At 62.2% G+C, this 23641-nt stretch carries 30 protein-coding genes; 10 read left to right on the plus strand and 20 right to left on the minus strand.

Annotated features, from left to right (window positions below; genetic code table 11):
- Positions 1–199: 199 nt before the first annotated feature.
- From Q8N40_RS07225 to Q8N40_RS07250, 6 genes are all read right to left on the minus strand, one after another.
- Positions 200–1294 (minus strand): DUF2336 domain-containing protein, encoded by a 1095-nt coding sequence (locus Q8N40_RS07225; RefSeq protein ID WP_305711324.1) that lies wholly within the window; start codon positions 1292–1294, stop codon positions 200–202.
- Positions 1295–1412: 118 nt separating this feature from the next.
- Positions 1413–2276 (minus strand): DMT family transporter, encoded by an 864-nt coding sequence (locus Q8N40_RS07230; RefSeq protein WP_305711325.1) that lies wholly within the window; start codon positions 2274–2276, stop codon positions 1413–1415.
- 204 nt (positions 2277–2480) lie between these two features.
- Positions 2481–3320, minus strand: a complete 840-nt coding sequence (locus Q8N40_RS07235) for a glycosyltransferase family 2 protein (protein ID WP_305321695.1) — start codon at positions 3318–3320, stop codon at positions 2481–2483.
- Between the two features lie 39 nt (positions 3321–3359).
- Complete coding sequence (locus Q8N40_RS07240; protein WP_305321696.1) at positions 3360–3878, minus strand: WxcM-like domain-containing protein; 519 nt, start codon at positions 3876–3878, stop codon at positions 3360–3362.
- A gap of 115 nt (positions 3879–3993) precedes the next feature.
- The gene (locus tag Q8N40_RS07245; protein ID WP_305711326.1) at positions 3994–4779 is read right to left on the minus strand and encodes a sensor histidine kinase; all 786 of its coding nucleotides are present in this window, start codon (positions 4777–4779) and stop codon (positions 3994–3996) included.
- Positions 4780–4880: 101 nt separating this feature from the next.
- Complete coding sequence (locus Q8N40_RS07250) at positions 4881–5267, minus strand: response regulator (protein ID WP_305711327.1); 387 nt, start codon at positions 5265–5267, stop codon at positions 4881–4883.
- Between the two features lie 305 nt (positions 5268–5572).
- Here Q8N40_RS07250 and Q8N40_RS07255 point away from each other — a divergent pair, with 305 nt between their 5' ends.
- From Q8N40_RS07255 to Q8N40_RS07265, 3 genes are all read left to right on the plus strand, one after another.
- Positions 5573–5980 (plus strand): BA14K family protein, encoded by a 408-nt coding sequence (locus tag Q8N40_RS07255; RefSeq protein WP_305711328.1) that lies wholly within the window; start codon positions 5573–5575, stop codon positions 5978–5980.
- Between the two features lie 139 nt (positions 5981–6119).
- Positions 6120–7175, plus strand: a complete 1056-nt coding sequence (locus Q8N40_RS07260) for an HWE histidine kinase domain-containing protein (RefSeq protein WP_305711329.1) — start codon at positions 6120–6122, stop codon at positions 7173–7175.
- Positions 7168–7551 (plus strand): response regulator, encoded by a 384-nt coding sequence (locus Q8N40_RS07265; RefSeq protein WP_305711330.1) that lies wholly within the window; start codon positions 7168–7170, stop codon positions 7549–7551. Before Q8N40_RS07260 ends, Q8N40_RS07265 begins: the two co-directional genes overlap by 8 nt.
- Positions 7552–7619: 68 nt before the next feature.
- On the opposite strand, the gene Q8N40_RS07270 is transcribed toward Q8N40_RS07265, so the two are convergent.
- The 5 genes from Q8N40_RS07270 to Q8N40_RS07290 all read right to left on the minus strand — a co-directional run bounded on the left by Q8N40_RS07270 (position 7620) and on the right by Q8N40_RS07290 (position 12563).
- Positions 7620–8642: an HlyD family secretion protein gene (locus Q8N40_RS07270; RefSeq protein WP_305711331.1), complete on the minus strand. Its 1023-nt coding sequence runs from the start codon at positions 8640–8642 to the stop codon at positions 7620–7622.
- A gap of 34 nt (positions 8643–8676) precedes the next feature.
- Positions 8677–9381, minus strand: a complete 705-nt coding sequence (locus Q8N40_RS07275) for an ABC transporter ATP-binding protein (protein WP_305711349.1) — start codon at positions 9379–9381, stop codon at positions 8677–8679.
- The gene (locus Q8N40_RS07280) at positions 9378–10511 is read right to left on the minus strand and encodes an ABC transporter permease (RefSeq protein ID WP_305711332.1); all 1134 of its coding nucleotides are present in this window, start codon (positions 10509–10511) and stop codon (positions 9378–9380) included. The genes Q8N40_RS07275 and Q8N40_RS07280 overlap by 4 nt, the downstream gene beginning before the upstream one ends.
- Positions 10512–10550: 39 nt before the next feature.
- On the minus strand, positions 10551–11753 hold the full coding sequence (locus tag Q8N40_RS07285; protein ID WP_305711333.1) for an acyltransferase: 1203 nt from the start codon (positions 11751–11753) through the stop codon (positions 10551–10553).
- A 192-nt stretch (positions 11754–11945) separates the two neighbouring features.
- Positions 11946–12563 (minus strand): Spy/CpxP family protein refolding chaperone, encoded by a 618-nt coding sequence (locus Q8N40_RS07290; RefSeq protein WP_305711334.1) that lies wholly within the window; start codon positions 12561–12563, stop codon positions 11946–11948.
- A gap of 229 nt (positions 12564–12792) precedes the next feature.
- Between Q8N40_RS07290 and Q8N40_RS07295 the strand changes: the two genes are divergently transcribed.
- The 3 genes from Q8N40_RS07295 (at position 12793) to Q8N40_RS07305 (ending at position 14615) form a co-directional block, all read left to right on the plus strand.
- On the plus strand, positions 12793–13200 hold the full coding sequence (locus Q8N40_RS07295; protein ID WP_305711335.1) for a hypothetical protein: 408 nt from the start codon (positions 12793–12795) through the stop codon (positions 13198–13200).
- A complete protein-coding gene (locus Q8N40_RS07300) occupies positions 13190–14014 on the plus strand; it encodes a hypothetical protein (RefSeq protein ID WP_305711336.1) in 825 nt (274 codons plus the stop codon). Before Q8N40_RS07295 ends, Q8N40_RS07300 begins: the two co-directional genes overlap by 11 nt.
- A 181-nt stretch (positions 14015–14195) precedes the next feature.
- Positions 14196–14615 carry a septal ring lytic transglycosylase RlpA family protein gene (locus tag Q8N40_RS07305; protein ID WP_305711337.1) on the plus strand — a complete coding sequence of 140 codons (420 nt, stop codon included), beginning with the start codon at positions 14196–14198 and terminating at the stop codon, positions 14613–14615.
- A 50-nt stretch (positions 14616–14665) separates the two neighbouring features.
- On the opposite strand, the gene Q8N40_RS07310 is transcribed toward Q8N40_RS07305, so the two are convergent.
- From Q8N40_RS07310 to Q8N40_RS07340, 7 genes are all read right to left on the minus strand, one after another.
- Positions 14666–15088, minus strand: coding sequence for a hypothetical protein (locus tag Q8N40_RS07310; RefSeq protein ID WP_305711338.1), 423 nt, complete (start codon positions 15086–15088; stop codon positions 14666–14668).
- A gap of 111 nt (positions 15089–15199) precedes the next feature.
- The gene (locus tag Q8N40_RS07315; protein ID WP_371135631.1) at positions 15200–16768 is read right to left on the minus strand and encodes an ABC transporter ATP-binding protein/permease; all 1569 of its coding nucleotides are present in this window, start codon (positions 16766–16768) and stop codon (positions 15200–15202) included.
- A 12-nt stretch (positions 16769–16780) separates the two neighbouring features.
- Positions 16781–17134, minus strand: coding sequence for a hypothetical protein (locus Q8N40_RS07320; RefSeq protein WP_305711339.1), 354 nt, complete (start codon positions 17132–17134; stop codon positions 16781–16783).
- 36 nt (positions 17135–17170) lie between these two features.
- Positions 17171–17353, minus strand: coding sequence for a hypothetical protein (locus tag Q8N40_RS07325; protein WP_305711340.1), 183 nt, complete (start codon positions 17351–17353; stop codon positions 17171–17173).
- Between the two features lie 49 nt (positions 17354–17402).
- On the minus strand, positions 17403–17849 hold the full coding sequence (locus Q8N40_RS07330) for a host attachment protein (protein WP_305711341.1): 447 nt from the start codon (positions 17847–17849) through the stop codon (positions 17403–17405).
- Between the two features lie 55 nt (positions 17850–17904).
- The gene (locus tag Q8N40_RS07335; protein ID WP_305711342.1) at positions 17905–18303 is read right to left on the minus strand and encodes a DUF3775 domain-containing protein; all 399 of its coding nucleotides are present in this window, start codon (positions 18301–18303) and stop codon (positions 17905–17907) included.
- A gap of 159 nt (positions 18304–18462) precedes the next feature.
- Positions 18463–19002 (minus strand): hypothetical protein, encoded by a 540-nt coding sequence (locus Q8N40_RS07340; RefSeq protein WP_305711343.1) that lies wholly within the window; start codon positions 19000–19002, stop codon positions 18463–18465.
- Between the two features lie 392 nt (positions 19003–19394).
- Here Q8N40_RS07340 and Q8N40_RS07345 point away from each other — a divergent pair, with 392 nt between their 5' ends.
- From Q8N40_RS07345 to Q8N40_RS07355, 3 genes are all read left to right on the plus strand, one after another.
- Entirely contained in the window at positions 19395–19541 is a 147-nt protein-coding gene (locus Q8N40_RS07345; RefSeq protein WP_305711344.1) for a hypothetical protein, read from the plus strand.
- Between the two features lie 118 nt (positions 19542–19659).
- Positions 19660–19824 carry a DUF3309 family protein gene (locus tag Q8N40_RS07350; protein WP_215605465.1) on the plus strand — a complete coding sequence of 55 codons (165 nt, stop codon included), beginning with the start codon at positions 19660–19662 and terminating at the stop codon, positions 19822–19824.
- A gap of 236 nt (positions 19825–20060) precedes the next feature.
- On the plus strand, positions 20061–21128 hold the full coding sequence (locus tag Q8N40_RS07355; RefSeq protein ID WP_305711345.1) for an AI-2E family transporter: 1068 nt from the start codon (positions 20061–20063) through the stop codon (positions 21126–21128).
- 360 nt (positions 21129–21488) lie between these two features.
- Here Q8N40_RS07355 and Q8N40_RS07360 read toward each other — a convergent pair whose 3' ends face one another.
- Positions 21489–21992: a hypothetical protein gene (locus tag Q8N40_RS07360; protein WP_305711346.1), complete on the minus strand. Its 504-nt coding sequence runs from the start codon at positions 21990–21992 to the stop codon at positions 21489–21491.
- 164 nt (positions 21993–22156) lie between these two features.
- On the opposite strand from Q8N40_RS07360, the gene Q8N40_RS07365 reads away from it, so the two are divergent.
- Positions 22157–23008, plus strand: coding sequence for an SDR family oxidoreductase (locus tag Q8N40_RS07365; RefSeq protein ID WP_305711347.1), 852 nt, complete (start codon positions 22157–22159; stop codon positions 23006–23008).
- Between the two features lie 14 nt (positions 23009–23022).
- On the opposite strand, the gene Q8N40_RS07370 is transcribed toward Q8N40_RS07365, so the two are convergent.
- Positions 23023–23641: hypothetical protein (locus Q8N40_RS07370; RefSeq protein ID WP_305711348.1), on the minus strand; the 619-nt coding region annotated here is incomplete at its 5' end.

The following is a 23641-nucleotide window of genomic DNA, read 5'->3' on the forward strand; positions in this document are numbered from 1 at the left end:
GGTCGCGGCGGCGTTACGAAGCAGCGGCTGGACGAGTGCTTTGCCAGCTTCTTCCGACTGCAGCCGAAGACCGCCCGGGCTGCGCTTCAATTCTATCGGCTGCGGGAAAAGGCGAGCGGAGGTTCGGCGCACTAGGGGTTCCTGGATACGGTGCGCGCGGCCTGAGGGCTTTCCCTGCTGCGGGTCCCGGGCAGCAGACCTACTTCCCGATCTTGTTGTGCAACTGCCAGAACCGCACGGTGCGCTGCGCGGTTTCCATCGACAGTTTCCGGTAGTCGCGCTGCGCCAGCGCCAGCGATTGCTCGTTGATGGGCGCCGGCATCGGCCGGTTGCGCAGGATGGTCTCGACGCTCGGCCAGTTCAGGCGGGCTGACCGGCAGGGGATCAGGATGAGGTCGGCGCGAGGCCCCTCCAGCAGCCGCGCCATCATTTCGGTCGGCGCGTCGTTGAGGACGGCGAGGGAAACGATCACCTCGTCGAATTTCCCGGCTTCGGCGAACAGGAAGACGGCGGCGTCGTCGAGCTCGTTCAATTCCTGCTTCAGCCTGATGAATTTCTCGACAGCGCCGAAATCCCGCGCCGACGACGTGTCCTCGCCGGCTTTGCCGAGAATCGACTGCAGTACCCGCTTGATCTCTTCCCGCAGTTCCGGTGACGCGATCGCGGCCAGTCTGGCCCGGACGGCGTCGGAAGCCCGCCGCAACAGGTCGCGCAGGAATTTGATCGGAAGGTCGATGCGCAGCCCGAGGATCTCGGTGAGTTCGTCATCGTCGCCGGCCCGCGCCACGATGCCGGAATAGCCGGCCTCGGAAATGCGCGCGCTGGCGTTGGTGGCGAGCTTCTTGATGACCCTGTGCTCGCCGCGATCGATGATCACGTCGGTGACGGCTTCGGGCAGGTTGCTGCGGCCCGAAATCGCCAGCAGATGATCCTGGCCCTTCTTGCGCGCGATCTCCACCAGCGTGCTGGTCTGGAGGCGGCTGGACCGGGCCAGCACGTCGCCGGCCACCGCGATTTCATCGTCCCATGCCAGACGCTGGATGACCCCCTGCGGCGCGAAGTCGACCGGCGCCAGGCGCTTGCCAAAGTCGGCCCTGGCGCGGCTTTCGACCCGGGCGATCAGCAGGCACATGACGTCGTCGAAGACCTTGACCTGTTCCTCGTTGAGGCGCGCGCCGTCATGCAGGAACAGGTTGGTCACCTGCCGCAGCGTTTCGACCCGCTCCGCGGGCGACCCGGTTCTGACGGCGTCCTCAAGTTCGGCGATGATGGAATGATCCGGCTGTGGCGCCATCGTTCCCGGAGCGATCTGTTGGGTGTTGCAGGAATTGAGCCCGCACCATGGCCGCCGCAGCCCTACGCCCGCGTTAAGTTGGAACTCGGTAGAAATACGGGGCGCGGCGGCACGTATCCTAAGCGGCGAATTTTCGAGCGCCCGCCACGCACAGGATGACGGCGATGGTGACGACCAGCATCATCCAGGTCACGGGCTCATGCAGCAGCGTGGCGGCGAGCGCCAGGCCGAAGAACGGTTGCAGCAATTGCAACTGGCCCACGGCGGCGATGCCGCCCTGGGCAAGGCCGCGATACCAGAACACGAAACCGATCAGCATGCTGAACAGCGACACATAGGCGAGGCCAAGCCAGGCCGGCCAGGCGATGCCGGAAAAGGTCGGCGGCATCCAGAAGATCAGCAGCACGATCATCACCGGAAGCGACATGACCAGCGCCCAGGAGATCACCTGCCAGCCGCCAAGCGTGCGGGAGAGCTTCGCGCCTTCGGCATAGCCGAGCCCGCACACGATGATGGCGGCCAGCATCAAGGCATCGCCAGCAGCCGAAGCCGTCAGCCCCTGCATCAGGGCGAAGCCGGCCACCAAGGCGCTGCCGAGCGCGGAGAATATCCAGAATGCAGGCTTCGGCCGCTCGCCGCCGCGCAGCACGCCGAAGATCGCCGTCGACAAGGGAAGCAATCCGATAAAGACGATGGAGTGCGCCGAGGTGATGTGCTGCAGCGCCAGCGCCGTCAGCAGCGGAAAGCCGACGACGACGCCGAGGGCAACGATCACGAGCGAGACGATATCGCCGCGCGCGGGACGCTTTTCCTGGAACGCCAACAGCAGGCCGAACGCCAGCACGCCGGCGATCGCGGCGCGCGCGACCGTGAGAAAGACCGGGTCGAACTGGATCACCGCGACGCGCGTGGCCGGGAGCGACCCGCTGAAGATCACCATCCCGATGAAACCATTGATCCACCCGCTCGCCATTCGGTCCATCTGAAACTCCGAGGTGATCGACCCTTATCGGCGGTGGCGGCTGGCAAGCCCAGTGACAGTCTATTGCGGTTTGGCAAAGCTGTTATGGTATCGGATACAATACGGATGGGCGAAGAGGAACCGGGCGATCAATCCGTTCTGGGATTCGCGGCAATCGCTGGACGCCGGCGTTAAACTGAAACTCCGTAGAAATACATCGGCGCGTCAATTGGGCGCCGGCGCGGTCATCCGCCGCAGCAAGGCGCGCCCCCGCGCGTGAAGCAGGCGCGCCAGGGCCGGAACGGACCGGCGGGCGGTAAAGCCGGCGCAATACCGGTCGACCAGGTCGGCCCGCCGGGCAGGGTCACGGATGATGGCGATCCAGCGCGCGGTTTCGTCACGCCGCTGCTCCTGAGTCATGTGCCGGCGAAGTGAATTGTGCAGGCACAGCGACTGAATGCTGGAGCGGGTGCCGACGGTGATGCCGTCGAGCCGGAGAAACTTGCGCCACATGTGAAGATCGCTCCAGATGCCCGGCGGCGCCGGCGCCCAGCCCTCCGGCATTCGCCGGTAGGTTGAAAGCCGATAGCCGGCGACGGTCGGGCCAAAAAAATTCCAGGATTTGGACAGCATTTTCCGCCGCGTGTCGGGATCGGCGAGGTCGCCACGGAAGTAGAGAGGCGAACCATCCGGCGCCATCGCCATCGGCATGAGATTGCCGAATTCGACCTCCGCCAGCAGCGCGGCGAGTTCGCTGAGATGATCGGGAAACCAGAGATCGTCATCGCCGAGGTGAGCGACCAGATCTCCGCTGGCCTGTGCGAGCACCGCGTCGCGGTGCCGCTCGCCGATGCGCTCACCCTTCTCGAATTCGAAGACGCGCACCCGTGGATCGCGGGCGGCGAAGTCGCGCGCGCAGGCCACCGTCTCCGGCGGAGCGCCGTCGCACACCACGAACAGCTCGAAATTGCGGTGGCTCTGCCACAGCACGGTTTCGATCGCGAAGGGAAGCAGCGCCTTCCGCCGGTGAACGCACAACAGGATGGTGAAGCGGGCGCACGACATTTTGTCCTGTCCAGTTCTGAATCGGGCGCAACCGTGCCGCTATCCGGCCTTTCGGCCGTAATGCGCCTGCAAGGCGCGAAACTGCGCGACCGGGTAGGTATCGTGGGTGCGGGCGTCGTCTGCGTCGTACAAGGTGTTGGCAATCAACACGATTGTGCTGCCGTGTTCGACCGCTTCCATGGTGTGCAGGATGAACGGCGGCAAGTACAAGCTGCAGTCTCGCGGCGGGATAAACTCTCTGCGTCCCCCATAAAGGTCCTCGCAGACCCAGCGGACGCTGCCCTTCACGGTAAAGGCGACCTCGATGCGGATGCGGTGAAATTCCCCGCCGCCGACGCCGCCTCTCGGTATGTCCTCCAGCACGAACATCCGCAATCCCCTTATGTCGATGGGAATGCGGTCGAGCTCGGCACGATCGTAGTCGAACAAGTCCATGGTCCGGGCATGCGACAGCGCGAACGGAACCGAGAGCATGCCGCCCGATTTGCTCGGCCAGGGACCGGTCATGCGGAGCTCTGGGATGTCCGCCACGGCGGGAGGGCGACGCATCGGCAGCATCTCGTGGCCTTTTCGGGTTCAGGCCTCAAGCATAGATCAAACCGCCGCTGCGCGCACCCCCCGATGCTGCCCCCCGGTGCTGCGGTTCGTTCGGCGGGTGAGCGGCCTGGCTGGATTATTCGGCGGTCGCCGGCATCAGCGATGCCAGCGGCACGTCCAACGCGTAGACGAAGCCGGTGGGCTCATAGGTCAGCCGGACGTTGCCCTTGAGCTGTCTGCCGAGGGTCTCGATCAGGCGGGTGCCGAAGCTCTGCCGGGCAGGTGGCTGCACCGCGGGACCATTTCTTTCGGTCCAGGTCAGGCGCAACCGTTGCCCGGCGTCGTCGACGGCCCATGCAATATCGACGCGGCCGCTCGGCAGCGACAGCGCGCCGAACTTCGTGGTGTTGGTGCAGAGTTCGTTCAGCGTCATCGCAATCGCGATCACCGCGCCAGAGGCGATCCGGATATCCGGACCCACGATCGAGAATTTCGCTGCATCCGGATCGTCGAAAGCTTCGGTGGCGCCACGCACGATCTTTGAAAGATCGGCGCTGCTCCATCGCGCCTGCAGCAACAGATCGTGCGCCCGTCCCAGCGCCAGCAGCCGGCCCTCGATGGCATGCTGGGCGTGCTCGGCGCCGGCCACGTTGCGCAGGCTCTGCGAGGCAATGGCGCTGACCGTCGCCAGCGTGTTCTTGATACGGTGGTGCAGTTCTTCCAGGATCAGCTTCTGCAGCTTGTCGGCCGCCGCGCGTTCGCGGGCGTCGATGCCGGCCTGGTCGAGCAGTTCCTGGGCGTTGATTTCCGCCTGCGCCAGCAGCAGCCGAAGGCTGACATTCTCCGCCGCGAGAAAGTCCTGCGGGGGTGAAGCTCCGTCGTGGAAATGGGGCCGGTCTTCGTGACGATCAATTTCGAGCATGTGCGACTATAGCACCCTATGTCGCCTACCGCTCCGATCAATTGAGGCCGTTTACGTCGCAATCCAGCGATTTCGACCGGTTCCATCGCATTTTGCTGGCGTCAGGCGTGACCGATCATGGTCCGGATCTCGGCGATCATCGCCGCCGCCGCGAGCGGCTTTCCGAAGAAGTGGCTGTCGGCGGGAATGTCTGTCTTGGTCAGCTTCAGCTGCCCCGATACCAGGATGATCTTGATCGGTGGCCAGCGGTCGTGGACGGCGTGGGCGAGGCCCAATCCGTCCATTTGTCCCGGCATCTGGATGTCGGTGAACAGCAGCGCGATATCGGACCGGGATTCCAGGATGGCGAGGGCCTGGTCGGCATCGACCGCCTCGACGCAGGTAAAGCCGGCATCCTCCACCATGTCGACGGCGCGCATTCGCAGCAGCATCTCGTCCTCGACGACGAGAACGACGGCGGGGGCAGGGGACTGGTTCAGGGCCGTCATGGCGGATTGCTTTCGTGGGCGGCAAATCGGTCCATGCCGAACAGCCAACACAGGGGCAAGCATCTCAACGCCAATAGGATCCCGATTAATTGGCTGGGGGTGCCATATAACGCCATCAGGCAAAACGGGGCGTCGAAGTGGCTGCCAGTCCCTGACGAAGCGGGCGATAGCTGAACCCCCGAAGCATGAGACCGCAGACGGACACGGCCTGCGGGTGTTGAGCTAGGTCAATACCACCGGGCTGTTGCCGACTGACAATGCCATGAGCAGGGCTTTCCCCTGGCCAATTCCCGGGAGTTGTCGAAATGAAGAAATCGTCTGGCGTTCTTCTTGCCGCGCTGGCAGTCGCGACACTTTGGGCCGTCGCGCCTGCGGCAGCGGCGCCGGTCGGATCGCCGCGGATGCTGCAAAACACGGTGGAGTCTTCGGTGGAGACGGTAAGATATCGTCGCGGCTACGGCCCTGCCGTCGGTCTTGGCATCGCCGGAGCGCTGATCGGCGGGGCGATCATTGGCGCAACGCAGCCCTACGGCTATTACGGGCACCCCGGCTATTATGGATACCCCGGCTACTATGGTCCGGCCTACGTCGTCGCACCGCCGCCCTATGCCGGCGGCGGCGCCGTGGCTTATTGTGCGCAGCGTTACCGGTCCTATGACCCGTATTCCGGGACCTATCTTGGCTACGACGGTTATCGCCATTCTTGCCCCTGATCGTGGGCAATGGTGGATGGAGCAAGTGTCGCCCCTGCGCGTCGCAGGGGCTCAGTCCGCCGACCGCTGCAAGCTGTCGCGTTTGGTTCGGGATGCGTGGTCATGATGGCGTCTGTCAGCAATCGGATCGACCGGTGGCATGTCGGAAATAACAACCAAGTCTGACCATCAGAAAGGCGCCGAGGCCGAAGTCGAAGGCTTTAGGCAGCATCTCGGTCCGTTTGTCGTCGCCGCCCAGACAACCCGTATGGCGATGGTGTTTACCGATGCGACGGAGCCTGGCAACCCGATCATATTTGTCAATGACAGCTATCTCTCCCTAACCGGCTACCGCCGCGAAGAGGTTATCGGCAAGAGCTTCAATTTCTTGTTGGCCCACAGCGCCGACGCCGAGGCGCTGGCGCGGATCAAGACCGAATTTGAGGGGTCGTCGAATAGCGGGGCAGAAGTTCTTTATCGCCGCAAGGATGGAAGCGAATTCTGGGCCGTGGTCTTCATCAGCCCGGTTCGCGACGAGGACGGTGACATCGTTCAGTATTTTGCCTCGCTGGTCGATCTCACCCGACAAAAGGAGAATGAAGTCCAGTTGGGGATGTTGATCGACGAACTGAATCATCGCGTCAAGAATACCCTCTCGACGGTACAATCGATTGTTCGCCAGACATTGCGAACCTCCTCCGATCCCGGGACCATCCGGAACTCCATCGAGTCCCGTCTGTTTGCGCTCTCGCGGTCGCACGACCTGCTGACCCGCGAAAAATGGGAAAGTGCCGGGCTGTACGATATCGTTCGCGATGCCGTGGAACCATTCGTGGCCGCGGGCGGTCGGACGGACAGGATTGCGATCACCGGCGAGAACATCCGCTTCCCGCCAAAGGCCGCTCTGGCCCTCGGCATTGCGTTCAACGAACTCGCAACGAACGCCGTGAAATACGGTGCTTTGGCCAACGTGGCGGGATCAATCCTGATCGAGTGGACCACAGAGACGGCGCCGGCCGGCAGGCGGCTGGTCCTGAAATGGCAGGAGAAAGACGGTCCCGTGGTCACACCGCCCGCGCACAAGGGGTTCGGGTCGCGGGTGATTGAGCGTGGTCTGGCCCATGAGCTGGCAGGAAGCGTGCATCTCGACTACCGGCCGGACGGCCTTGTCTGCACGATGAGCATCCCGGTGCCCGGAGCTGCCCGTGATGGATGATCTGCTGTCCGGTCGAAGGGTTCTCGTCGTCGAGGATGAAATGCTGCTTGTCATGATGATCGAAGACATGCTGACCGACCTTGGATGCAAGTCGGTCAGCTCTGCGGCGACGGTCGACGAGGCCCTCGCCCTGATTGCCGCGCAAGAATTCGACGTCGCCATGCTGGATATGAATTTGAATGGTAGCGATAGCCATCCGGTGGCGGAGGCGCTTGCCGCGCGCGGCGTAGCTTTTTTCTACGTGACCGGAAACACCGGTCACGGCTTGCGCGATGGCCATGCCGACCGGCCGATGCTGAAAAAGCCCTTCAGGCAAGAGGACCTGATTGCGCTCCTTGCCCGCCTCCAGGGCGAAGGGCCATTGTCGCCGCAATGATTTGCCCGAGGCCGAAGCTCCAGATGTCTGCCGTTATTTTCGGCGGGCGTGCGTGCGGTGGCCGGCGCCTATCGGTCGACAATTTTTCCGAAGCGGAAGTAGACATCTGCCTTCATTCCGGCCGTGAGCTCTCCCGATCCCGTCAATCCGACTATGACTTGCACGACATCCACATCGGTCTGATTGCGCGATCCGGGCGGCTCGAGGCGGCCGGGCTCGACGAGCGGCGCGATCGACGAGACGATTCCCTCGAACTCGCGACCGGGAAACGCCGCGGCGCGTACCGAGACCGTTTGCTTTACCTTGACGGATCCGAGGTCGCGTTCGTCCAGTTCCGCGCGCACGCAGAGGGCCGAGAGATCGGCGAGCTGCAGCGGCGGCTGTGGTGAACCGGATGAAACCAGCTCGCCCGCCCGCACATTGACCTGGAGCACGGTGCCGTCGATCGGCGCGCGTACTGTCATTTTATCGAGGGCGGATCGCGCCACGGCGTATTCCGATCGGGCGATACTGAGCTGGCCCTCCAGCATGGTGGGCAAGGGGCTGTCTTCCTCGATTTCCCGAAGCTCCTCCTGGCGTCTGGCCAACTCGGCCCGGGCTCGCGCCAACGCCGAGCGGGCCGTGGTCAGGCCGTCGTCCGGCCCGCCTTTGACACGCAATTCGGCAGCAACCCGATCGACGATGGCGCGCACGCCATACACCGACTGTTCGGCATCGGCCACGGCATCCCTGGCCTTGCGTCGCGTGTTCGCGCTGCCCGCCACCGACCTTTCATCCCGTGCGCGCTTGCGCAGGGCGACCTGGGTTTCCGCCGCGGCCAGCCGCGCGCCGAGTTCACCGTCAGCGAGAAGGATCAGCGGTTCGCCCGCAAACACCTTGTCATTGGCCTTCACCAGCACCTTGTCGACGACCCCCGTGACGGCAGTCGCGAGCTTGATCTGACCGGAGCAGGCTTCGACACGGCCGGGCGCAACGGCCTGCCATTGCTTGTCCTCCGGTGCAGCGGCCATGACGGCTCGGGCTGTCATCAAGGCTCCGGTTGCGATGACCAGCCCCGAGATCGCAACCAGGACTGTTGGGCGTTTCGACATGGCTATTTCCTCCTCGGTGGCGCTCCAGGTGAAATCATTGCAGTTTGGCGCCGCGGCACTCCTCGCGGACAATTCGTCCGTCTTCGATATGGACGACGCGATCCGCGAACGGCAGCAGACGCGGATCATGCGTCACGATCAGCACAGCGCGCCCCTGTTCCCTCGCGATCCCGGCAAGGATCTTCATGACCGCCTGGCCGTTCTCGCCATCCAGTGCGGCGGTTGGCTCGTCCGCAAGGACGATCGACGGATTTCCGACGATGGCACGAGCGATCGCGACGCGCTGCTGTTCGCCGCCGCTGAGTTCGCCCGGAAACGCCTTTATCTTGTGCGGCAGGCCGACCCTGGCCAGGGCCTCGCGTGACTTGGCCTTTGCGCTTCCGGAGCGTTCGCCGCGTACATCCAGCGCCAGCCGGACGTTGTCGGCGGCGGACAGCGTTGGAAACAGATGAAAGGACTGGAAGACAAAGCCTATATGCTCTCGCCTGAGAAGCGCCAGGTCCTCGGGGTCGGCGCCCGTGGTCGAATGCCCGCAGACACGAACAGTCCCTGCCGTCGGCGTCAGCATGCATCCGAGAATGGACAGCAGCGTGGTCTTGCCGCTCCCGGAAGGCCCCATCAGCAGCGTCAGTTCACCGCCATTGAGGGTCAGGCTTACGCCCTTGAGCGCGGCCACCTTCGCAGCGCCGCTGCCAAGGTCCTTCGCCACTTTTACCGCCTCGAGCAAGGGATAAGTCATCGCGAGAACACTATGGCGGGATCGATCCGGGTGACCTGCACGATCGCGGCCATCGCCGATCCGATGCACATCACGACGGTCAGCAGAAAAAGTCCGATCATCAGTCCTTGCGTGATGACGATCGGCAACGCCGTCGCCGCGGTCAGTTGCACGATGGTCTCGCCGATAATCGCGGCGATAGAGAAACCGATGATGGCATTGAGGAGCGCCTGGCAGACGATCACCGCGTAAATATAGCGCCGGGACGAACCGATGGCGCGCAAGGTGGCGAACTCGGTCAGATGCTCTTTCGTGCTTGAATAGAGCGTCTGAGCGACAATGACGGTGCCGACGATCACACCGAGCAATGCCCCGGCGAACAGCGCGGCGCCGGCGCCGGTGCTGAACAGCCAGAAGGTGCGGCTGCGCTCGCGAAACTCGGCCGGAGTCAGCACCTCGACATCGGAGATGTTCGACAACAGCTGGCGGCGGACGGCAGCCTTGTCGGTATTGGGGCTCAGGCGAACGAGTAAAAAGGTGGCCTTGCCGGAGGGAACTCCGGTGTGGGCCCGAGCCCGATCGATGTCCATGAAGACGAACGGCGTCGTGGTGAATGAACGGATGCCGTTGGTGACGACCGCGACCCGCACCAGTTGCTGGCGGATTTCGGCGGTCGCCCCGATTCCCGAGATGCCGAGCCGGTCGAAATAGGACCGGTCGACCGCGACCGCCCTCGGCGTCGACAGCGCCTCGATCTGGCCTTCCACCACGTTCCAGGGCTGCAGGCCGCCGGCCCGCAGATCCGAACCGATGACGAAAACGGGAGTCGTCGCGCCGCTCGGCATCCGCCAATCTGCAAATCCGATCACGACGGGAATCGCCTCCGCCACGCCGTTTACTGCAAGCGCGCGATAGCGCTCACGCATGTCCAGCAGGGAGGGGTCCTCGAAGCACTTGGTTCCCTGCGGCATGATCCAGAGATCGGCGGACGCATGATCGATCATCGTCGTCACCGTACGCCCAAATCCCAGATACAGGCCCATCTGGACGGTGACCAGAACGATGGAGAACACGATCCCGATCACCGTCGCAATGAAGCGAAGCCGGTCATGAAACAGATTTCGGAATGCGAGGGTGAAGACCAATGGCATGTTATTGAAGCTCGATCACTTTCCGTGTGAATTCAGCCTTCACACGTGGCGCACTCCGCGTATGGTTGCATTCAGCCGCGAGACCGGCAGCGCGCCACCCATGGCGGCGGCGATGGTCCAACTCATGATCAGGGTGCCGCCGAACACAATCGCGGCCTTGCCGATCGCAAACAACCCGGTGCCCAGCAGCGCATATTGCAGCCAGACGGCAAACACGTAGTGGACGAGATACATTCGGTAGGCATTGGCTGACAGGCTGTCAAACGCCCGCAGGCGCCAATGGGAAAAGCGCAGGCAGATCGCCAGCGAGCACAGGCAGCCCGCCGCGCAGGCGACGACAAAGCCCATGCCGGCCGCCAGTTTCGCGATCAGGGGAGCGTTGCTCCAGTCCGCCATCGTCACCGAGGTCGGTGCGGCCCAGAGCAAAAAGCCGACAAAGGCTGTGGCGAGCCATACCGGCCAGCGCCGCGCGAGAGCTCCATCGCAGTCGAGCAGGCCGCGGTCGAGGCCATGGGCCCCGACCGCCACGCCGGCGAGGAAGTAGACGAGGTAATGCAACGGCCGGCTGGGCTGAAACGAGATCGGGCCGATATTCGTCCATTCGAAAGGCGAATAGGCCAGCACCAGGGGGACATAGGCCAGCGCGGAGACCGTCACCAGAACGACAACGAACCGCACCGGATTGCCGCCGGCGAAGGCCACCAGCCGGACAAGAGGCTGGTCCCATCCGGGAACCAAACGATACATCGCGGCGGCGAGAACATTGAATGCCAGGAGCTGGCCCAGGAACCACTGCGGTCCGCATGGCCAGAACGGCAGCGCGAGCCAATGTTGCCAATAGGCATTCAGACTGGGGTCAACGGCAGTCGTGCGATAGGCGGGATAATAGGCGAGCGGCGCAAGAAAAATGACGGCCAGCACGAATGGCAGGCCAATCCGCAGCAGACGGTCCGACAGAAACTTCCAGCCTCCCTTGCGCGCAAGGCTTGACGGCACGAACAGGCCCGAGAGGAAGAACATCAGGGTCATCAGACCGACATCCTGCCAGGCGCAGAACAGATCGAAGCCGAACCATCGCTGGCTGTCCACGATCGGAAAGGCCAGCCAAAGATAAGGCGCGCTGTCGAAAGGATACGCGGCGGCCGGCAGAGAGGCGAGGTAGGGCAGAACGGAGTGGAACGCCAGCACGATGATGATGACGAGAGCCCGAAGATTGACGAGAGCAACGCTTGATCTGCTCATGGTCGCGCGGTCCCCATGTCAATCCGCAAGATGCTCACGAGTGGGTCTCTCCGTCCCGCGCCGACAGCACGACGAGCATCTCGATGCTGGTCTTGGCCCGTCCGATAGTTTAATCGTTCTAGTCGCCGACCTTAAGGTTGTCTTTGCGAGCGACCATGTGAGCGCTCGCAAGCCTTCGTTGGCGTTGTTGTCTCAATCACGGTCCGGCCAGCGGCCGATCCCGAACAACTGCTTGGCGAAGCGCTGCTTCTGCCGATCGTCGAGGCTTGCATACAGTGGCTGGGCGGCATCGGCGAGCGCCTTTCGGTCGGCGGCACGCTCGCTCATGAACTTTGCCTCCTCTCGCATTTGCTCGATCGCATCAAGCGGAGCTTTCTGCTGCGCGCGTTCGGCTTGAAAGGCGGCCTGGCGGTCGGCGTTGCTCTTGCCCAGGTCCTTCATCGCGCTCTCGAAGCCGGGCCAATTCTTCTCCTGCTCCGGCGTAAGGCGCAGGTCGGCCTTGATGCGGGCCGTGCGCGCGGCGAATTCATTGCTGATCTGGTTTGCGGTGAGTTCAGCGCGGTCCGAGCGGTCGCGGGCGTAGCTCGAACGGCTTCGCTGCGGAATTCCGAGCACTCCCTTGACGCCACCCTCAATGCCACCCACGACCCCGCCGACGCCGGCGCCGACCGCACCTCCCACCGGGCCGGCCGCGCGGTTGCCGGCCGCGGCTCCTTCTTCCGCCCCCCGAACGACGCCCTGAGCCTGCGCTGCCAAGGGCATGGCAAGAGCAGCGATGACACTGGCGGTCATCATCAAACGAGGTTTCATGTGCGATCTCCCTGGGATTATTGCTGCCCGGATGAGCATTGGATCGCTCATGATCTATGTATCGCGACGGCTGGTCTTGATTCAGCGCAATCTCGCGCGAATAAGGACGCTCGCTGCAGCCTGCAAACGAGACCGACTACTCGTTCCAGCTTGACACAGATCAACGCAACATGCAGCGGATCGGATTTGACTTGGTAAAACAGCACTTGTTGCAATGCCCCGACCCGGGATGCTGGATCTGAAAAGAGGAAACCCTCATGTCTCGAACCAGCTTTTACCTGACAACGGCAATTCTCGCTGCTGCCCTGTCCGGCGCCGCCATTGCGCAAACCTCGGTATCGCCACCCGCAACAAGATCTGCCCCTGCAAACTCCGCCAAGGATACATCGAAGCCTTCCGTGTCAACGCAGGTCGAGACCTGGACAAAGGCGCAGTGGGAGGCAGCGAAGAAGGAGTGGGCGAAGGAAAAAACAAAATGGGCCGATTGCCGGAAGCAGTCGGACAAACAGATGCTCGAAGGCAGAAAGAGCTGGCCATTCCTTTACAAATGCATGACGACCTGAGGCTGGAAGGCCTCGGACATGCGCTAATCAAAGGCACAGGCAAGCAGGTGGTCGGAGGCATCGATGGTTTTTGAAACAGTTGAAATTTCCACTCCTGTCGCAGAGAGCCCCGCGGTATCGTGGCCAGCCGTTGCGGCCGGTGCAACTGCGGCCGCCGCTCTGACTCTCGTTCTCCTTGCGTTCGGTGCTGGCATGGGGTTCTCCACCGTATCCGTGTGGGGCAATTCCGGCATGTCGGCGAACACATTCCAGATTACCACAGGTCTCTATCTGATTGTCGTTGCGATGCTTGCTTCTGCCATGGGTGGGTATGTCGCCGGGCGGTTGCGTACAAGATGGGTCGGTGTCCAAACCCACGAAGTCTTCTTCCGCGACACAGCTCACGGCTTTTTGGCATGGGGATTCTCCACGGTAATCGGTGCTGCGTTTCTGGCCGCTGCGGCCAGCAACATCGCTGCCGGCGGATCATCGGGACTTGCATCAACCTCATCAACCGCATCCGGCGGACCGTTGGATTATTATGTGGACGCGCTGTTGCGAGCCGCTCCTGCCGCAAGCGTTAATACGACGGATGCCGGAACTGCTCGCCGCGAAATCGCGGGTATCCTGACGAAGGGCCTTGGCGAGGGTGAGGTCGCCGGGCCTGATCGTACCTATGTGGTGCAAATCGTCGCGGCCCGCACGGGACTTGGTCAGGCTGATGCCGACAAGCGGGTTTCGAACATCATCAACCAGGCAAAGACTGATCTGGACAACGCGCGAAAGGCAGCGGCCAAATTGTCTCTCTGGCTCACCGCCTCTCTGCTTATCGGCGCCTTTGCTGCCAGTCTGGCAGCCACACAAGGCGGAAAAGTCCGCGATTTCAACGCGAGTCTTGACGACGGTTAGGCGAGAACGGAACGGAGGAGGAAATCATGGGTCGTGGAATCCTGCTGTGGATGCTAGGTGTCCCCATTCCGATCATTATTCTTCTCGCGCTCTTGCGGCATTAGATGGCCGGGGAGTTCTCCGAGATAATATCCAGATCGTTGTGATTGGCAGCCAGCTTGCCATGTCGCGACGACCATTGATGCACGGCTCCGCGCTCGGGAAGCGCGCAGCTATCGCCCGGCTGCACTTGATCGCGCTCGCATTGCTGCAACCAATCTTGCTGGAGCCGGCGCAGACGGCCGATGCAAAGCCGGACGAATGCGGTCTTGCGTCGGTCTATTCAACGCTGAGCGAAGAGACGGCAAGCGGAGAAGATACCAGCGCGAAAAATTTGACCGCCGCGCACCGGTCACTCCCGTTCGGGACCATGGTCCAGGTCGACAATCAGGAAAACGGCCGCTCGGCAGTCGTGCGGATCACCGATCGCGGCCCTTTCGCCAGCGGCAGAATAATCGATCTATCGCAGATAGCCGCACAAAAACTCGGATTCTCCGATTTGACCCAGGTTTGCCTCAAAATCCTGGCGCTACCTGAAATTGGACCGGTCGAAGAGAATTGATCGCTCCGAGACCTGGGTCAGGAGCGATCATGAGGCGTGGCCCGGTATCCTCAGTAGTGACGATAGCGATAATAGCGGCGGCCATAGTATGGCCCACCGCCATAATAGTAAGGTCCGCCACCGTAGTATGGCCCGCCCCCATAGTAGTATGGTCCACCGCCGTAATAGCCGGGCCCATATCCGTAGCCGTAACCATAATTTTGTTGGGCAGCGATCGCGCCAATGGTTCCGATCGCCATTCCCATGAAAGCAAGTCCCGCAGCATTGTTTCCACGGTAGTATCGGCGGCGGCGCGCCGAGCTGAAATCGGTGGCATCGCTGGACCCCGTGGTGGCCGAGACGTCCTTCGAGGCGGGAGCCACCGGACCGGCGGTGGCCATCGGCGGCTCACCCATCGTGAGAGCCAGCACGGCAATCGTCGCTACCACGACGCTGCGGCCAGCCGAAGAAAGCAATCCTTTACGCGTCGACATTGCAAGATCCCTCATCGTGACCTGACTAATCGCCCGAGGCCATGCTGCAATGGAGATCGCTAGACCGCGTTGACCCAGATCAATAATGTCGGTGAGAGAACCGGACGCGCATCATGACCGGATGGCCATCAACCAGTCGTCGAGTCGCTGCAGCCAGCGCCGCGGCGGAGGTGGGGCAGGGGGCGGCTTGAGCTTGAGGCGGTCGCCGTCAAGTCCATGAACGAGCTGAAGCGTTCGGGTGTGGTAGACGGCAAGATCCGGACGGTGACCGATGCTCAACACGGTCGTCTGCTTCAGCTCGTCGTCGAACAGGCGCATGACGCGGCGTTGGCTGTCTTCGTCGAGCGCGGCCGTCGCTTCGTCGAGAAAGACCCATCCCGGTTTGTGCAGCAGCAGCCGCGCGAACGCGAGGCGCTCCTGTTCGCCGAGCGAAAGCTCCTTGTCCCAGCGCTCAGTCCGGTCGAGCTTCGGAATGAGACTGCCGAGATCGCACCGCTCCAGTGCCGTTCGAACATCCGCATCGGGGAAGGCATCGGTGGCGCCCGGATAACTCAGAGCGTTGCGTAACGTGCCCAGCGGCAGATAAGGGCGCTGCGGCAGGAACGCCATGGTCCCGGGTGGAGGCGTGAGGATGGTCCCGGAGCCCCACGGCCAGAGACCCGCTACGGCGCGGAACAGCGTCGATTTTCCTCGACCGGTATCGCCGACGATCAGCACGCGCTCGCCCGGTGCGATGCTGACGGTCGCGTCGTCGATGACGATGTGCCCGTCCGGCAGCAGGACGCGCACACCCTCGAAAGCGAGATGGCCGTCCGGGTGCAGCGCGCGCTTGATCTCCTCCGCGCCTTCTTCGACCGCGGGCAGGTTGTCGAGCGCTTCGCGGAAGCGCGCGACCCGGTGGACCGCCGCCCGCCAGTCGGCGAGTCGCGAAAAATTGTCAACGAACCATCGCATCGCGCCCTGCACCTGGGAGAAGGCGCCCGCCACCATGATCAGGCCGCCGAGGGTCAGCCTGCCGCCGAAATAGGCCGGTGCGGCCACGAGTATCGGAACGACCAGCGACAGCCAGCCGGTGCCCGAGGTGATCCAGGTGAGGTGGGCGAGCGAGGAGGATATCCGCCGCATGGTATCCACGACGGCCGCGAGCGCGGCCTCGAGATGCCGCTGTTCATCCTTCTCCCCGCCATGCAGCGCGATGCTCTCGCCGGATTCGTTGACCCGGACCAGAGCGAAGCGGAATTCCGCCTCGCGCGCATATCGTTCGCCATTCAGGGAAATCAGCGGCCGTCCCACCAGCCAGGTCAGGCCGGAGCCGATCAGGGCGTAACCGAGCGCACACCAGACCATGTAGCCGGGAATGGCGATGTCGTGGCCCGCCACCTGGAAGGTGACCTGCGCCGACAGCGCCCAGAGCACCCCGACGAAAGCGGCGATCTGGAGCAGGGAGTAGACCATGCCGCAGCCGAGGTCCGCGCTGTAGTCGCCGAGCAGGCGCGTATCCTCCTGGATGCGCTGGTCCGGATTGTGACCATACTGGCCGGCAAAGCCCAGCTGATAGACGCGCAACGGCTTCAGCCACTCGACCAGCAGATGGCGAGTGATCCACTCGCGCAGCCGAAACTTCAGGCGCTCCTGCAGAAAGGTCTGGGCGACCGTGAGCGCCAGCAAGACCGCAATGATGACGAGGAATGTTCAGAGATGATGCACGAAGCCCGACAGGTCCTTGCGGCCCACGGCGTCGAAGAACTGGCCGTTCCACTCATTCAGTTCCACCTGCCCGAACATGTTGGCAATGGTGACGACGGTCGAGACGGCGAAGATCGCCACCACTCGGCCCCCACCCTCGGCGCGAACACGCGCGAACAGTTTCAGGTCGCGGGCAAGATTGAAATCCCGCGTTGGCGGGGACGCAATGAGCTCGTCCGCCAAAGAGGGTCTGACCGCCACGCCCGGGATTAACGGCAGCACAGGCAGGGCGGTCTGCGGCACCTCCGGCGGAGGGTGCGCGGCCAGAGGCGGCAGGGTCGATGGAAGGTCCGTCTTCATCAGCCTGCGTCCACACCTCGCATCACGTGAGCGACCTTACAGCCAGTTAATTCCCGCCAGCGGCAATACCCGCTGCAGAATTGCCGCCAGGCAGATCAGCACCACAAGCAGTTTGAGGAGATTTGCGAGGCGTGCTTCGTTGACGAATTTGTCGATGGCCCAGAAGCAGATTGCACCAACGATGCAGATAATCAGAACCCCGATCAAGACCGAAAGCATGGCGCGCTCCTGTTGTTCGAATGGCCGTGGTCAAGCAAGCTCCCGGGGTTCACGACAGCAGTTGCTTCTCGATTTCATGGATCGGCATCTTCACGAGATCCTTGGCGATTTCGCCATGAACCGCCTTTCGTACCGCATCCGAATAATCCGGCCGGATCATGCCCAGCGCGCGTGGTGACGCGACGATCGTCAGCGCGCTGGTTTCGCCGGTTGTGACTGCAACGTTGAGCCGGCCGGCAAGTGCCTTCAGGAACGCCCGCTCGGACTGGTCATGCCAGTCCGTCTGCTCGATCGAGCTTCGCGCGCTGCCCATCGATTGATGCACGCTGCCCGGCGCATCGCTGCCTTGTGCGTGCGTCGATGCGTCCGGGTGTTCATGCACTTCCTTCTTGTGCAGGTTCGGAAACACGCGGTCTCCGAGATTCTCGAGGATGAGCGCTTTCCGCCCGTCGCAGACGACGATCCAGTCGCCGGTGCCGATCTTTATCTTGTTCATTGAAGCGCTCCAGGGCATTCGCGAAGGCTTTCGCGCGGATTTTTGGGGATCGACTTCAAAGATGCTCTTCGAAGTCCTCGAATGACTTGCCGAACTGCGTCAGCGCCTCCTCCAGGTAATCCGCCAGCATGGGCGTCCCGATCAGGTAGGACGCCGTACGGTTGTTGTGGGCACGCGATGCCTCGGCGCGCAGATCGCGCCAGCTGTCGAGATCGCCGTCACCGCGGCCGAGCCACATCAGGGCGACGAGAGCAATCTGCTCGTCGACGTTCAAGCCGCGTATGAAGCCGGAAAGCTCCGAGCGGTCGGTGCGGTTGCTGTGATCCTCAGGCATGTCGTCGTCCGCATCGGCGGCCAGATCCGATTGGTTGGCGTTACCCTCAGATTGGCGCGACTTTGCGATGATGAAGAACACCTTTTCCGGCGAGATCGACAGGTTCGGGACTTTTCGCATCGCAGACATCTCCAGAGAGCAGGCATGACATTCAAGCTAAGGGCTTCCGGCGAAGGGCACTTTGCGTAGGATCAACACATGGCCGGTCGTATCGGAGCGCAGATGGAAGGAGAGAACCACCACGCAACGCTCTCTCCGAAATTCGGTCGGCGGTCTTGATCAGGTGACCCGCTTGAACGCCTCCCGCGCCGATTGATTGGCGCGATCGAAGACAGCGCGTGTTTCGGTCAAGGCGGCAGTAAGTGCGGACCATGACTGGTTCCCTGCCTCGTTCAGCTTCAGGAGCTTTTCCTCCGCGGCGACCGCATCGGCCTTCATGCGCTCTACGTTCGTCTCGATTTCGGCCCGGCGCTCGCCTGCGAATTCGCTGGCGGCGGAGGCCAACTTGTCGGCTGCGTCGCGCCACGCCTTCAACTGGGCCGCGGCCTGGAGCTTGAATGTCGCCCGCTGCAGCTCGAATTGCTTGCCATAACTCTCGACGTATTTTTTGACCTCCGCCTCGAAGGCGCTCCAATCGGTTTCCAATCTTGTCTTGGCGCTGGTCCAGGCAGCCTCGTTGGCTCCCGCCTGCTTCTTGATGGCGTCGCGGAAGCCATCGCGATTCTTGCGCAGCTCTGCCAGAACCGTGCCGGCCTTGTCCTGGGCATCGGCCTGTACCTTGGCGGCCTCGCCTTCAAGCGACGTCAGCGTGGCGTCCATTTCATCGAGCCGCTCCTTGGCCCAATTTATGAAGAAGTGAATGTTGTCTTGCCCGCTCATTCTCTCAACTCCATGAATCTTCGAGGGTGCGCTCGCAAGTCTTCCCTATAGCAAAGATTATGGGGTCACGGCAAAAAGGCACCTTGCGCAAGATCAACACCTGCCGTCGGGCTTCGGTTGGTCGGGTCGAACGGCAAGGTCAGTGCCCGGCATCCTGACGGTTGATCTGAATCAAGATGGTTTCGTTGACCGCCCCGTAAGTTTGTAGTAGCCGAGCGCGCCGTTTTTCCGATTGCTCACACTTCGGGGTCGATCGAGTTTGATCATTGATCTGTTCAGACACCAGGGTCTGGCATCGAGGCAACACACGCAAGAACAGGGATTCCCGGGTAATGAATCGCAACATTCTCTACCTCGTCATCGGCGCACTCGCCGCCGTCGCCGTGGTATTGGGCTATCAATTCTACCAGGAGCGGCAGAAGACCACTGGCGTCGAGATCAGCATCGGCGAACGTGGCATTTCAATCGAAAAGAAGTAGTTCGGCATGGTCCTGGTGACGCTCCGACAGACGTCAGCGGAAGCATGAAGATCAAGGCCTTACGATCGAATTACGAAGAGACCCAATGTCCATTTAAGTCCCACCAAGGAGTCAGATCATGTCGCTCGGACTTATACTTATCATTATCCTCGTCATCTTCCTGCTTGGTGGCTTCAGTGGCCGATTCGGCGGCTACGGCTATGGCTTCGGTCACGGTGGTGTCGGTGTCATCGGTGTCATCCTGATCATCCTCGTCGTCTTGCTGCTTTTGGGCCGGATTTGATCTGCCAGTTGGGATAGTTGTCTCCTGGAGGGGCGTCTTCCTTTGGGGATCATTATGTGGTGTGCGTCAATGTGACTTGGCTTCTGCATCGTAATTGTCACCCGCCATCGACTGTGGGGAATGCTGGGGCTAGTCCCGTAAGGGACAGGCGTTCATCGGCCGAAATGCGGTCGCTTCGTCGGCGCGGGGTGCGCGTCTGGCCTGGAGTTCTCCAGCTTTCCTGATGGAATGTCGGTATGCGCACCATTGAAGACAATGCGTTTTTGTTGCTGGCCATCGCGGTATCGCTGGCCTTCGCTTGGATATTGTTGCCGTTCTATGGAGCGGTTCTCTGGGGGACCGTCACAGCAATATTGTTTTCTCCGTTGCACCGGCGACTGTTGAAATCAATGGGGGGACGGCGCAACCTTGCAGCCTTTTCTACGATGATGATGATCATAACGATCGTAATTCTGCCAATGACGCTGATCGCCGCGTCATTGACGCAGGAAGCATTGGCCTTTTATGGAAGAGTCCAGTCGGGTGAGCTGGATCTCGGCCGATTTTTCCAGCAGGTCCATGACGTCTTGCCTGTATGGGCAATCAATCTGCTGGATCGTTTCGGTCTTGCGAGCCTCGGCGCAGTGCAGCAAAAACTTTCCGACGCCCTTATGGCGGGCAGCCAGTACATCGCCACACAGGCGCTTAATATTGGCCAGAGCACGTTCGACTTCGTCGCGAACCTGTTCGTCATGCTGTACCTGTTGTTCTTCCTGCTCCGCGACGAGGACGCGCTATCCAAGCGCATTAGAGATGCTATTCCGTTGCACGCGGAACAGCAGAGGGCCTTCCTCCTCAAATTCACGGTCGTCATCCGTGCCACGGTCAAGGGCGACATGCTGGTCGCCCTTCTGCAAGGAACGCTCGGGGGCCTGATATTCTGGTTCCTTGGGATTGGTGCCCCGCTGTTATGGGCCGTTGTAATGGCTTTCTTTTCATTGGTGCCTGCGATAGGTGCGGGCCTCATTTGGGTTCCGGTTGCCCTTTATCTTCTTGTGACCGGTGCTACCTGGCAAGGTATGGTTTTGATAGCGTTCGGTGCGCTCGTCATCGGACTCGTAGATAATTTCTTGCGTCCTATCCTGGTAGGTAAGGACACAAAGCTGCCCGACTACGTCGTGCTTATCTCCACGTTAGGCGGAATCGCTACCTTTGGTCTCAACGGATTTGTCATCGGTCCGGTGATCGCGGCGATGTTCATCGCGACTTGGGATATATTCTCAGCATCGAGGGAAATCGCTGAGAACGACGGCACGATTCGTTAGGGCCGCCCACCCATCTAGCAAGAATTGTGAATCGGCGTCGAACTTTGACCCCACCCCACATTGGCCCTAAATGCCTGTATCAACAACAGAATCGTAATTTTTCAAATGATCTGTTCGGCGTCCAATCGTGACCCCACCCGTTAAGGCTTTCGCGCCGCAACAACGTCTCCGAAAGCGCGCTCCCGCCCGGAGGACGGGACAGGCTTTGCAATGGGCGAGAGTAAGTTTCCCGGCGAAGGGCACTTTGCGCGAGATCAACATATTATCGCTTCGCAGCGAAGGGGGGCGCAGCCGTGGGCTGACGAGGACCATTGGCCCGTCCGTCGGCGGTCTGATCGAGCGGATGATTTTCGGGCGCCACTACTGCCTGTAGCGGCAATATTCGTCGCCGTTCTCGTACTCGACGCAGATTTTCACGCGGCGCCGGGGCCGTTCCGCATCGGCATAGCCCCTGTAGTCCCTGTCCCGGTCGGGGCGATCCCAGTCCCGGTCGCCGCGTTCCTGATACCGCCCGCGATCCATGTATCGTCCGCGATCCTTGTCGTGGTCGCGATCACGGCCCATGCGGTCCTCGTCGCCCCGACGCATCATTTCCCCGCGGCCGATCTCACGATCCTCACCTCCCGCACGTTCGCCCTCCGCGTTGCGGCGCATCTTCCAGTCTCGGCCCATCTCCCGATCGTCGGTTCTCTGCTGGTCGCGACCGGCATTCTGACCCGGCTGCTGAGGGGATTTCCGATCGGTCGGGGCCGGAGCTTCAATCTGTGCCGCAGTTCCGGCTTGTGGCGTTTTTCCCTGCTCCTGCGCCAGCGAACCGAGGCTCGAGGCGGCAAGCAACATCGTGGCGAGGACGAACAGGCGCATGATCTTTTCTCCATTGGGTATGATCGTAACAACCCGGTCGCCGCTTGGTTGCGCGCCTGAATCAAAATTGATGAACTCTCCTCCGTCAGGGCTGATCTCCCCGGTTTCGCCGGTTGCGTGGCGCCCGGTGCGGGCTAAAAGGTTACCTCGATCAGGAGGGAACCATGCAATCCGTCGTCATCACCGGGGCGTCCACCGGCATCGGCTGGGCCACGTCGAAACTGCTGCTCGACCGCGGCTTTCGCGTGTTCGGCAGCGTGCGCAAACAAGCCGACGCCGAACGTCTCGCCAACGAGTTCGGCGCCAATTTCACACCGCTGCTGTTCGACGTCACCGACGAGGCCGGGGTGCTGGCCGCCGCGCGCGAAGTCCGCGCCGCGCTGAATGGCAAGACGCTCGCCGGCCTCGTCAACAACGCCGGCATCGCGGTTGCGGGTCCGGTGCTGGAGCTCGCGGCCGACGAATTCCGCCGCCAGATGGAGGTCAATGTCATCGGGCCTGTCATCACCACGCAGGCGTTCGGTCCGCTGCTCGGATCCGATCCGTCGCTGGCGGGGCCGAAAGGGCGGATCGTGATGGTTTCTTCGGTGGCGGGCAGGAACGGCAACCCGCTGATGTCGGCCTATTCGGCGTCGAAGCATGCGATCGAGGGATTGTCGGAAAGCCTGCGCCGCGAAATGATGCTGTTCGGAATCGACGTCATCATCGTAGCACCCGGTGCGGTGAAGACACCGATCTGGGGCAAGGCCGAGGAAGTCGACATTTCCGGCTACAGCAATTCGCCGTTCTTGCCGGCGCTGCAACGGATCCGAAAATTCATGTTGCATCTCGGCGAAACCGGATTGCCGGCGGAGAAGATCGCCGGGGTGATCGCCGAGGCGCTGACCACGGCCAGTCCCAGGGTGCGCTATCAGATCACGCCGGACCCGATGCGGCATTTGCTGACGGCGATTTTGCCGAAGCGGATGATCGACAGGATCGTTGCCGGGCGTCTCGGGCTGACACCGCGGGCCTGAGAAGGCATCAGCCGCTATCCCGCACGGACCGTGCGCGGCGTTCGCCGCGGCGCCATCGCGATCAGCCGCAGCGCCAGCACCGCTAGCAGCGGGATCAGGAACAGCGCGTAGAGCGGCATGTCGGGAATCCGCTTGCCGAACGACACGGCGAACTGAAACAGCAGATAATAGCCGCCGCTGAGATGCAGGATGCGCCAGGCGCGCGGGCCGATCGCCGCCGCGGTACGGTCGAACGAGGTCGCGGCCATCGCGATGATGAAGGCATAGCCGAGGCCGCCGAAGACATAGGAGGCGGCGTTGGTGGCGGCGGCATAGGCCGCGGGATCCATGATCGCAAAACAGCCGATGGCGACGGCGTGGATGCCGTGCGACGCTGCAAAGGTCACGCCGAGGTAGCGCCGGTTGCGGCGCTGCCACCGTGTCCAGGCATTGGGCCACAGCCGTGCCAGCGCCGCGGCGCTGAAGGCCACACAGAAGAACAGCAGCGAGGTTCGCGCCGTGAAGCGGATCACCATGCGGACGCCATCGACCTCGAATTGCCCCATGCCGGCAATCCAGACCGACAGCGCGACCAGAGCAAGCGCCAGCACGGCAAACAGCCGCCAGCCTTCGAACCAGTTGTGACGGCTTTCC

The organism is Bradyrhizobium sp. (assembly GCF_030693485.1).
Classification (GTDB): Bacteria; Pseudomonadota; Alphaproteobacteria; order Rhizobiales; family Xanthobacteraceae; genus Bradyrhizobium.

Coding starts and splice junctions, on each gene's coding strand:
- Q8N40_RS07260 (WP_305711329.1), top strand. CDS start 6,120: ATGTCGGAAATAACAACCAAGTCTGACCATCAGAAAGGCGCCGAGGCC.
- Q8N40_RS07300 (WP_305711336.1), top strand. CDS start 13,190: ATGGTTTTTGAAACAGTTGAAATTTCCACTCCTGTCGCAGAGAGCCCC.
- Q8N40_RS07325 (WP_305711340.1), bottom strand. CDS start 17,353: ATGCTTTCGGTCTTGATCGGGGTTCTGATTATCTGCATCGTTGGTGCA.
- Q8N40_RS07230 (WP_305711325.1), bottom strand. CDS start 2,276: ATGGACCGAATGGCGAGCGGGTGGATCAATGGTTTCATCGGGATGGTG.
- Q8N40_RS07235 (WP_305321695.1), bottom strand. CDS start 3,320: ATGTCGTGCGCCCGCTTCACCATCCTGTTGTGCGTTCACCGGCGGAAG.
- Q8N40_RS07350 (WP_215605465.1), top strand. CDS start 19,660: ATGTCGCTCGGACTTATACTTATCATTATCCTCGTCATCTTCCTGCTT.
- Q8N40_RS07295 (WP_305711335.1), top strand. CDS start 12,793: ATGCTGGATCTGAAAAGAGGAAACCCTCATGTCTCGAACCAGCTTTTA.
- Q8N40_RS07270 (WP_305711331.1), bottom strand. CDS start 8,642: ATGTCGAAACGCCCAACAGTCCTGGTTGCGATCTCGGGGCTGGTCATC.
- Q8N40_RS07335 (WP_305711342.1), bottom strand. CDS start 18,303: ATGCGAAAAGTCCCGAACCTGTCGATCTCGCCGGAAAAGGTGTTCTTC.
- Q8N40_RS07290 (WP_305711334.1), bottom strand. CDS start 12,563: ATGAAACCTCGTTTGATGATGACCGCCAGTGTCATCGCTGCTCTTGCC.
- Q8N40_RS07345 (WP_305711344.1), top strand. CDS start 19,395: ATGAATCGCAACATTCTCTACCTCGTCATCGGCGCACTCGCCGCCGTC.
- Q8N40_RS07330 (WP_305711341.1), bottom strand. CDS start 17,849: ATGAACAAGATAAAGATCGGCACCGGCGACTGGATCGTCGTCTGCGAC.
- Q8N40_RS07365 (WP_305711347.1), top strand. CDS start 22,157: ATGCAATCCGTCGTCATCACCGGGGCGTCCACCGGCATCGGCTGGGCC.
- Q8N40_RS07265 (WP_305711330.1), top strand. CDS start 7,168: ATGGATGATCTGCTGTCCGGTCGAAGGGTTCTCGTCGTCGAGGATGAA.
- Q8N40_RS07340 (WP_305711343.1), bottom strand. CDS start 19,002: ATGGACGCCACGCTGACGTCGCTTGAAGGCGAGGCCGCCAAGGTACAG.
- Q8N40_RS07305 (WP_305711337.1), top strand. CDS start 14,196: ATGCACGGCTCCGCGCTCGGGAAGCGCGCAGCTATCGCCCGGCTGCAC.
- Q8N40_RS07280 (WP_305711332.1), bottom strand. CDS start 10,511: ATGCCATTGGTCTTCACCCTCGCATTCCGAAATCTGTTTCATGACCGG.
- Q8N40_RS07240 (WP_305321696.1), bottom strand. CDS start 3,878: ATGCTGCCGATGCGTCGCCCTCCCGCCGTGGCGGACATCCCAGAGCTC.
- Q8N40_RS07355 (WP_305711345.1), top strand. CDS start 20,061: ATGCGCACCATTGAAGACAATGCGTTTTTGTTGCTGGCCATCGCGGTA.
- Q8N40_RS07285 (WP_305711333.1), bottom strand. CDS start 11,753: ATGAGCAGATCAAGCGTTGCTCTCGTCAATCTTCGGGCTCTCGTCATC.
- Q8N40_RS07250 (WP_305711327.1), bottom strand. CDS start 5,267: ATGACGGCCCTGAACCAGTCCCCTGCCCCCGCCGTCGTTCTCGTCGTC.
- Q8N40_RS07275 (WP_305711349.1), bottom strand. CDS start 9,381: ATGACTTATCCCTTGCTCGAGGCGGTAAAAGTGGCGAAGGACCTTGGC.
- Q8N40_RS07320 (WP_305711339.1), bottom strand. CDS start 17,134: ATGAAGACGGACCTTCCATCGACCCTGCCGCCTCTGGCCGCGCACCCT.
- Q8N40_RS07360 (WP_305711346.1), bottom strand. CDS start 21,992: ATGCGCCTGTTCGTCCTCGCCACGATGTTGCTTGCCGCCTCGAGCCTC.
- Q8N40_RS07225 (WP_305711324.1), bottom strand. CDS start 1,294: ATGGCGCCACAGCCGGATCATTCCATCATCGCCGAACTTGAGGACGCC.
- Q8N40_RS07245 (WP_305711326.1), bottom strand. CDS start 4,779: ATGCTCGAAATTGATCGTCACGAAGACCGGCCCCATTTCCACGACGGA.
- Q8N40_RS07255 (WP_305711328.1), top strand. CDS start 5,573: ATGAAGAAATCGTCTGGCGTTCTTCTTGCCGCGCTGGCAGTCGCGACA.
- Q8N40_RS07310 (WP_305711338.1), bottom strand. CDS start 15,088: ATGTCGACGCGTAAAGGATTGCTTTCTTCGGCTGGCCGCAGCGTCGTG.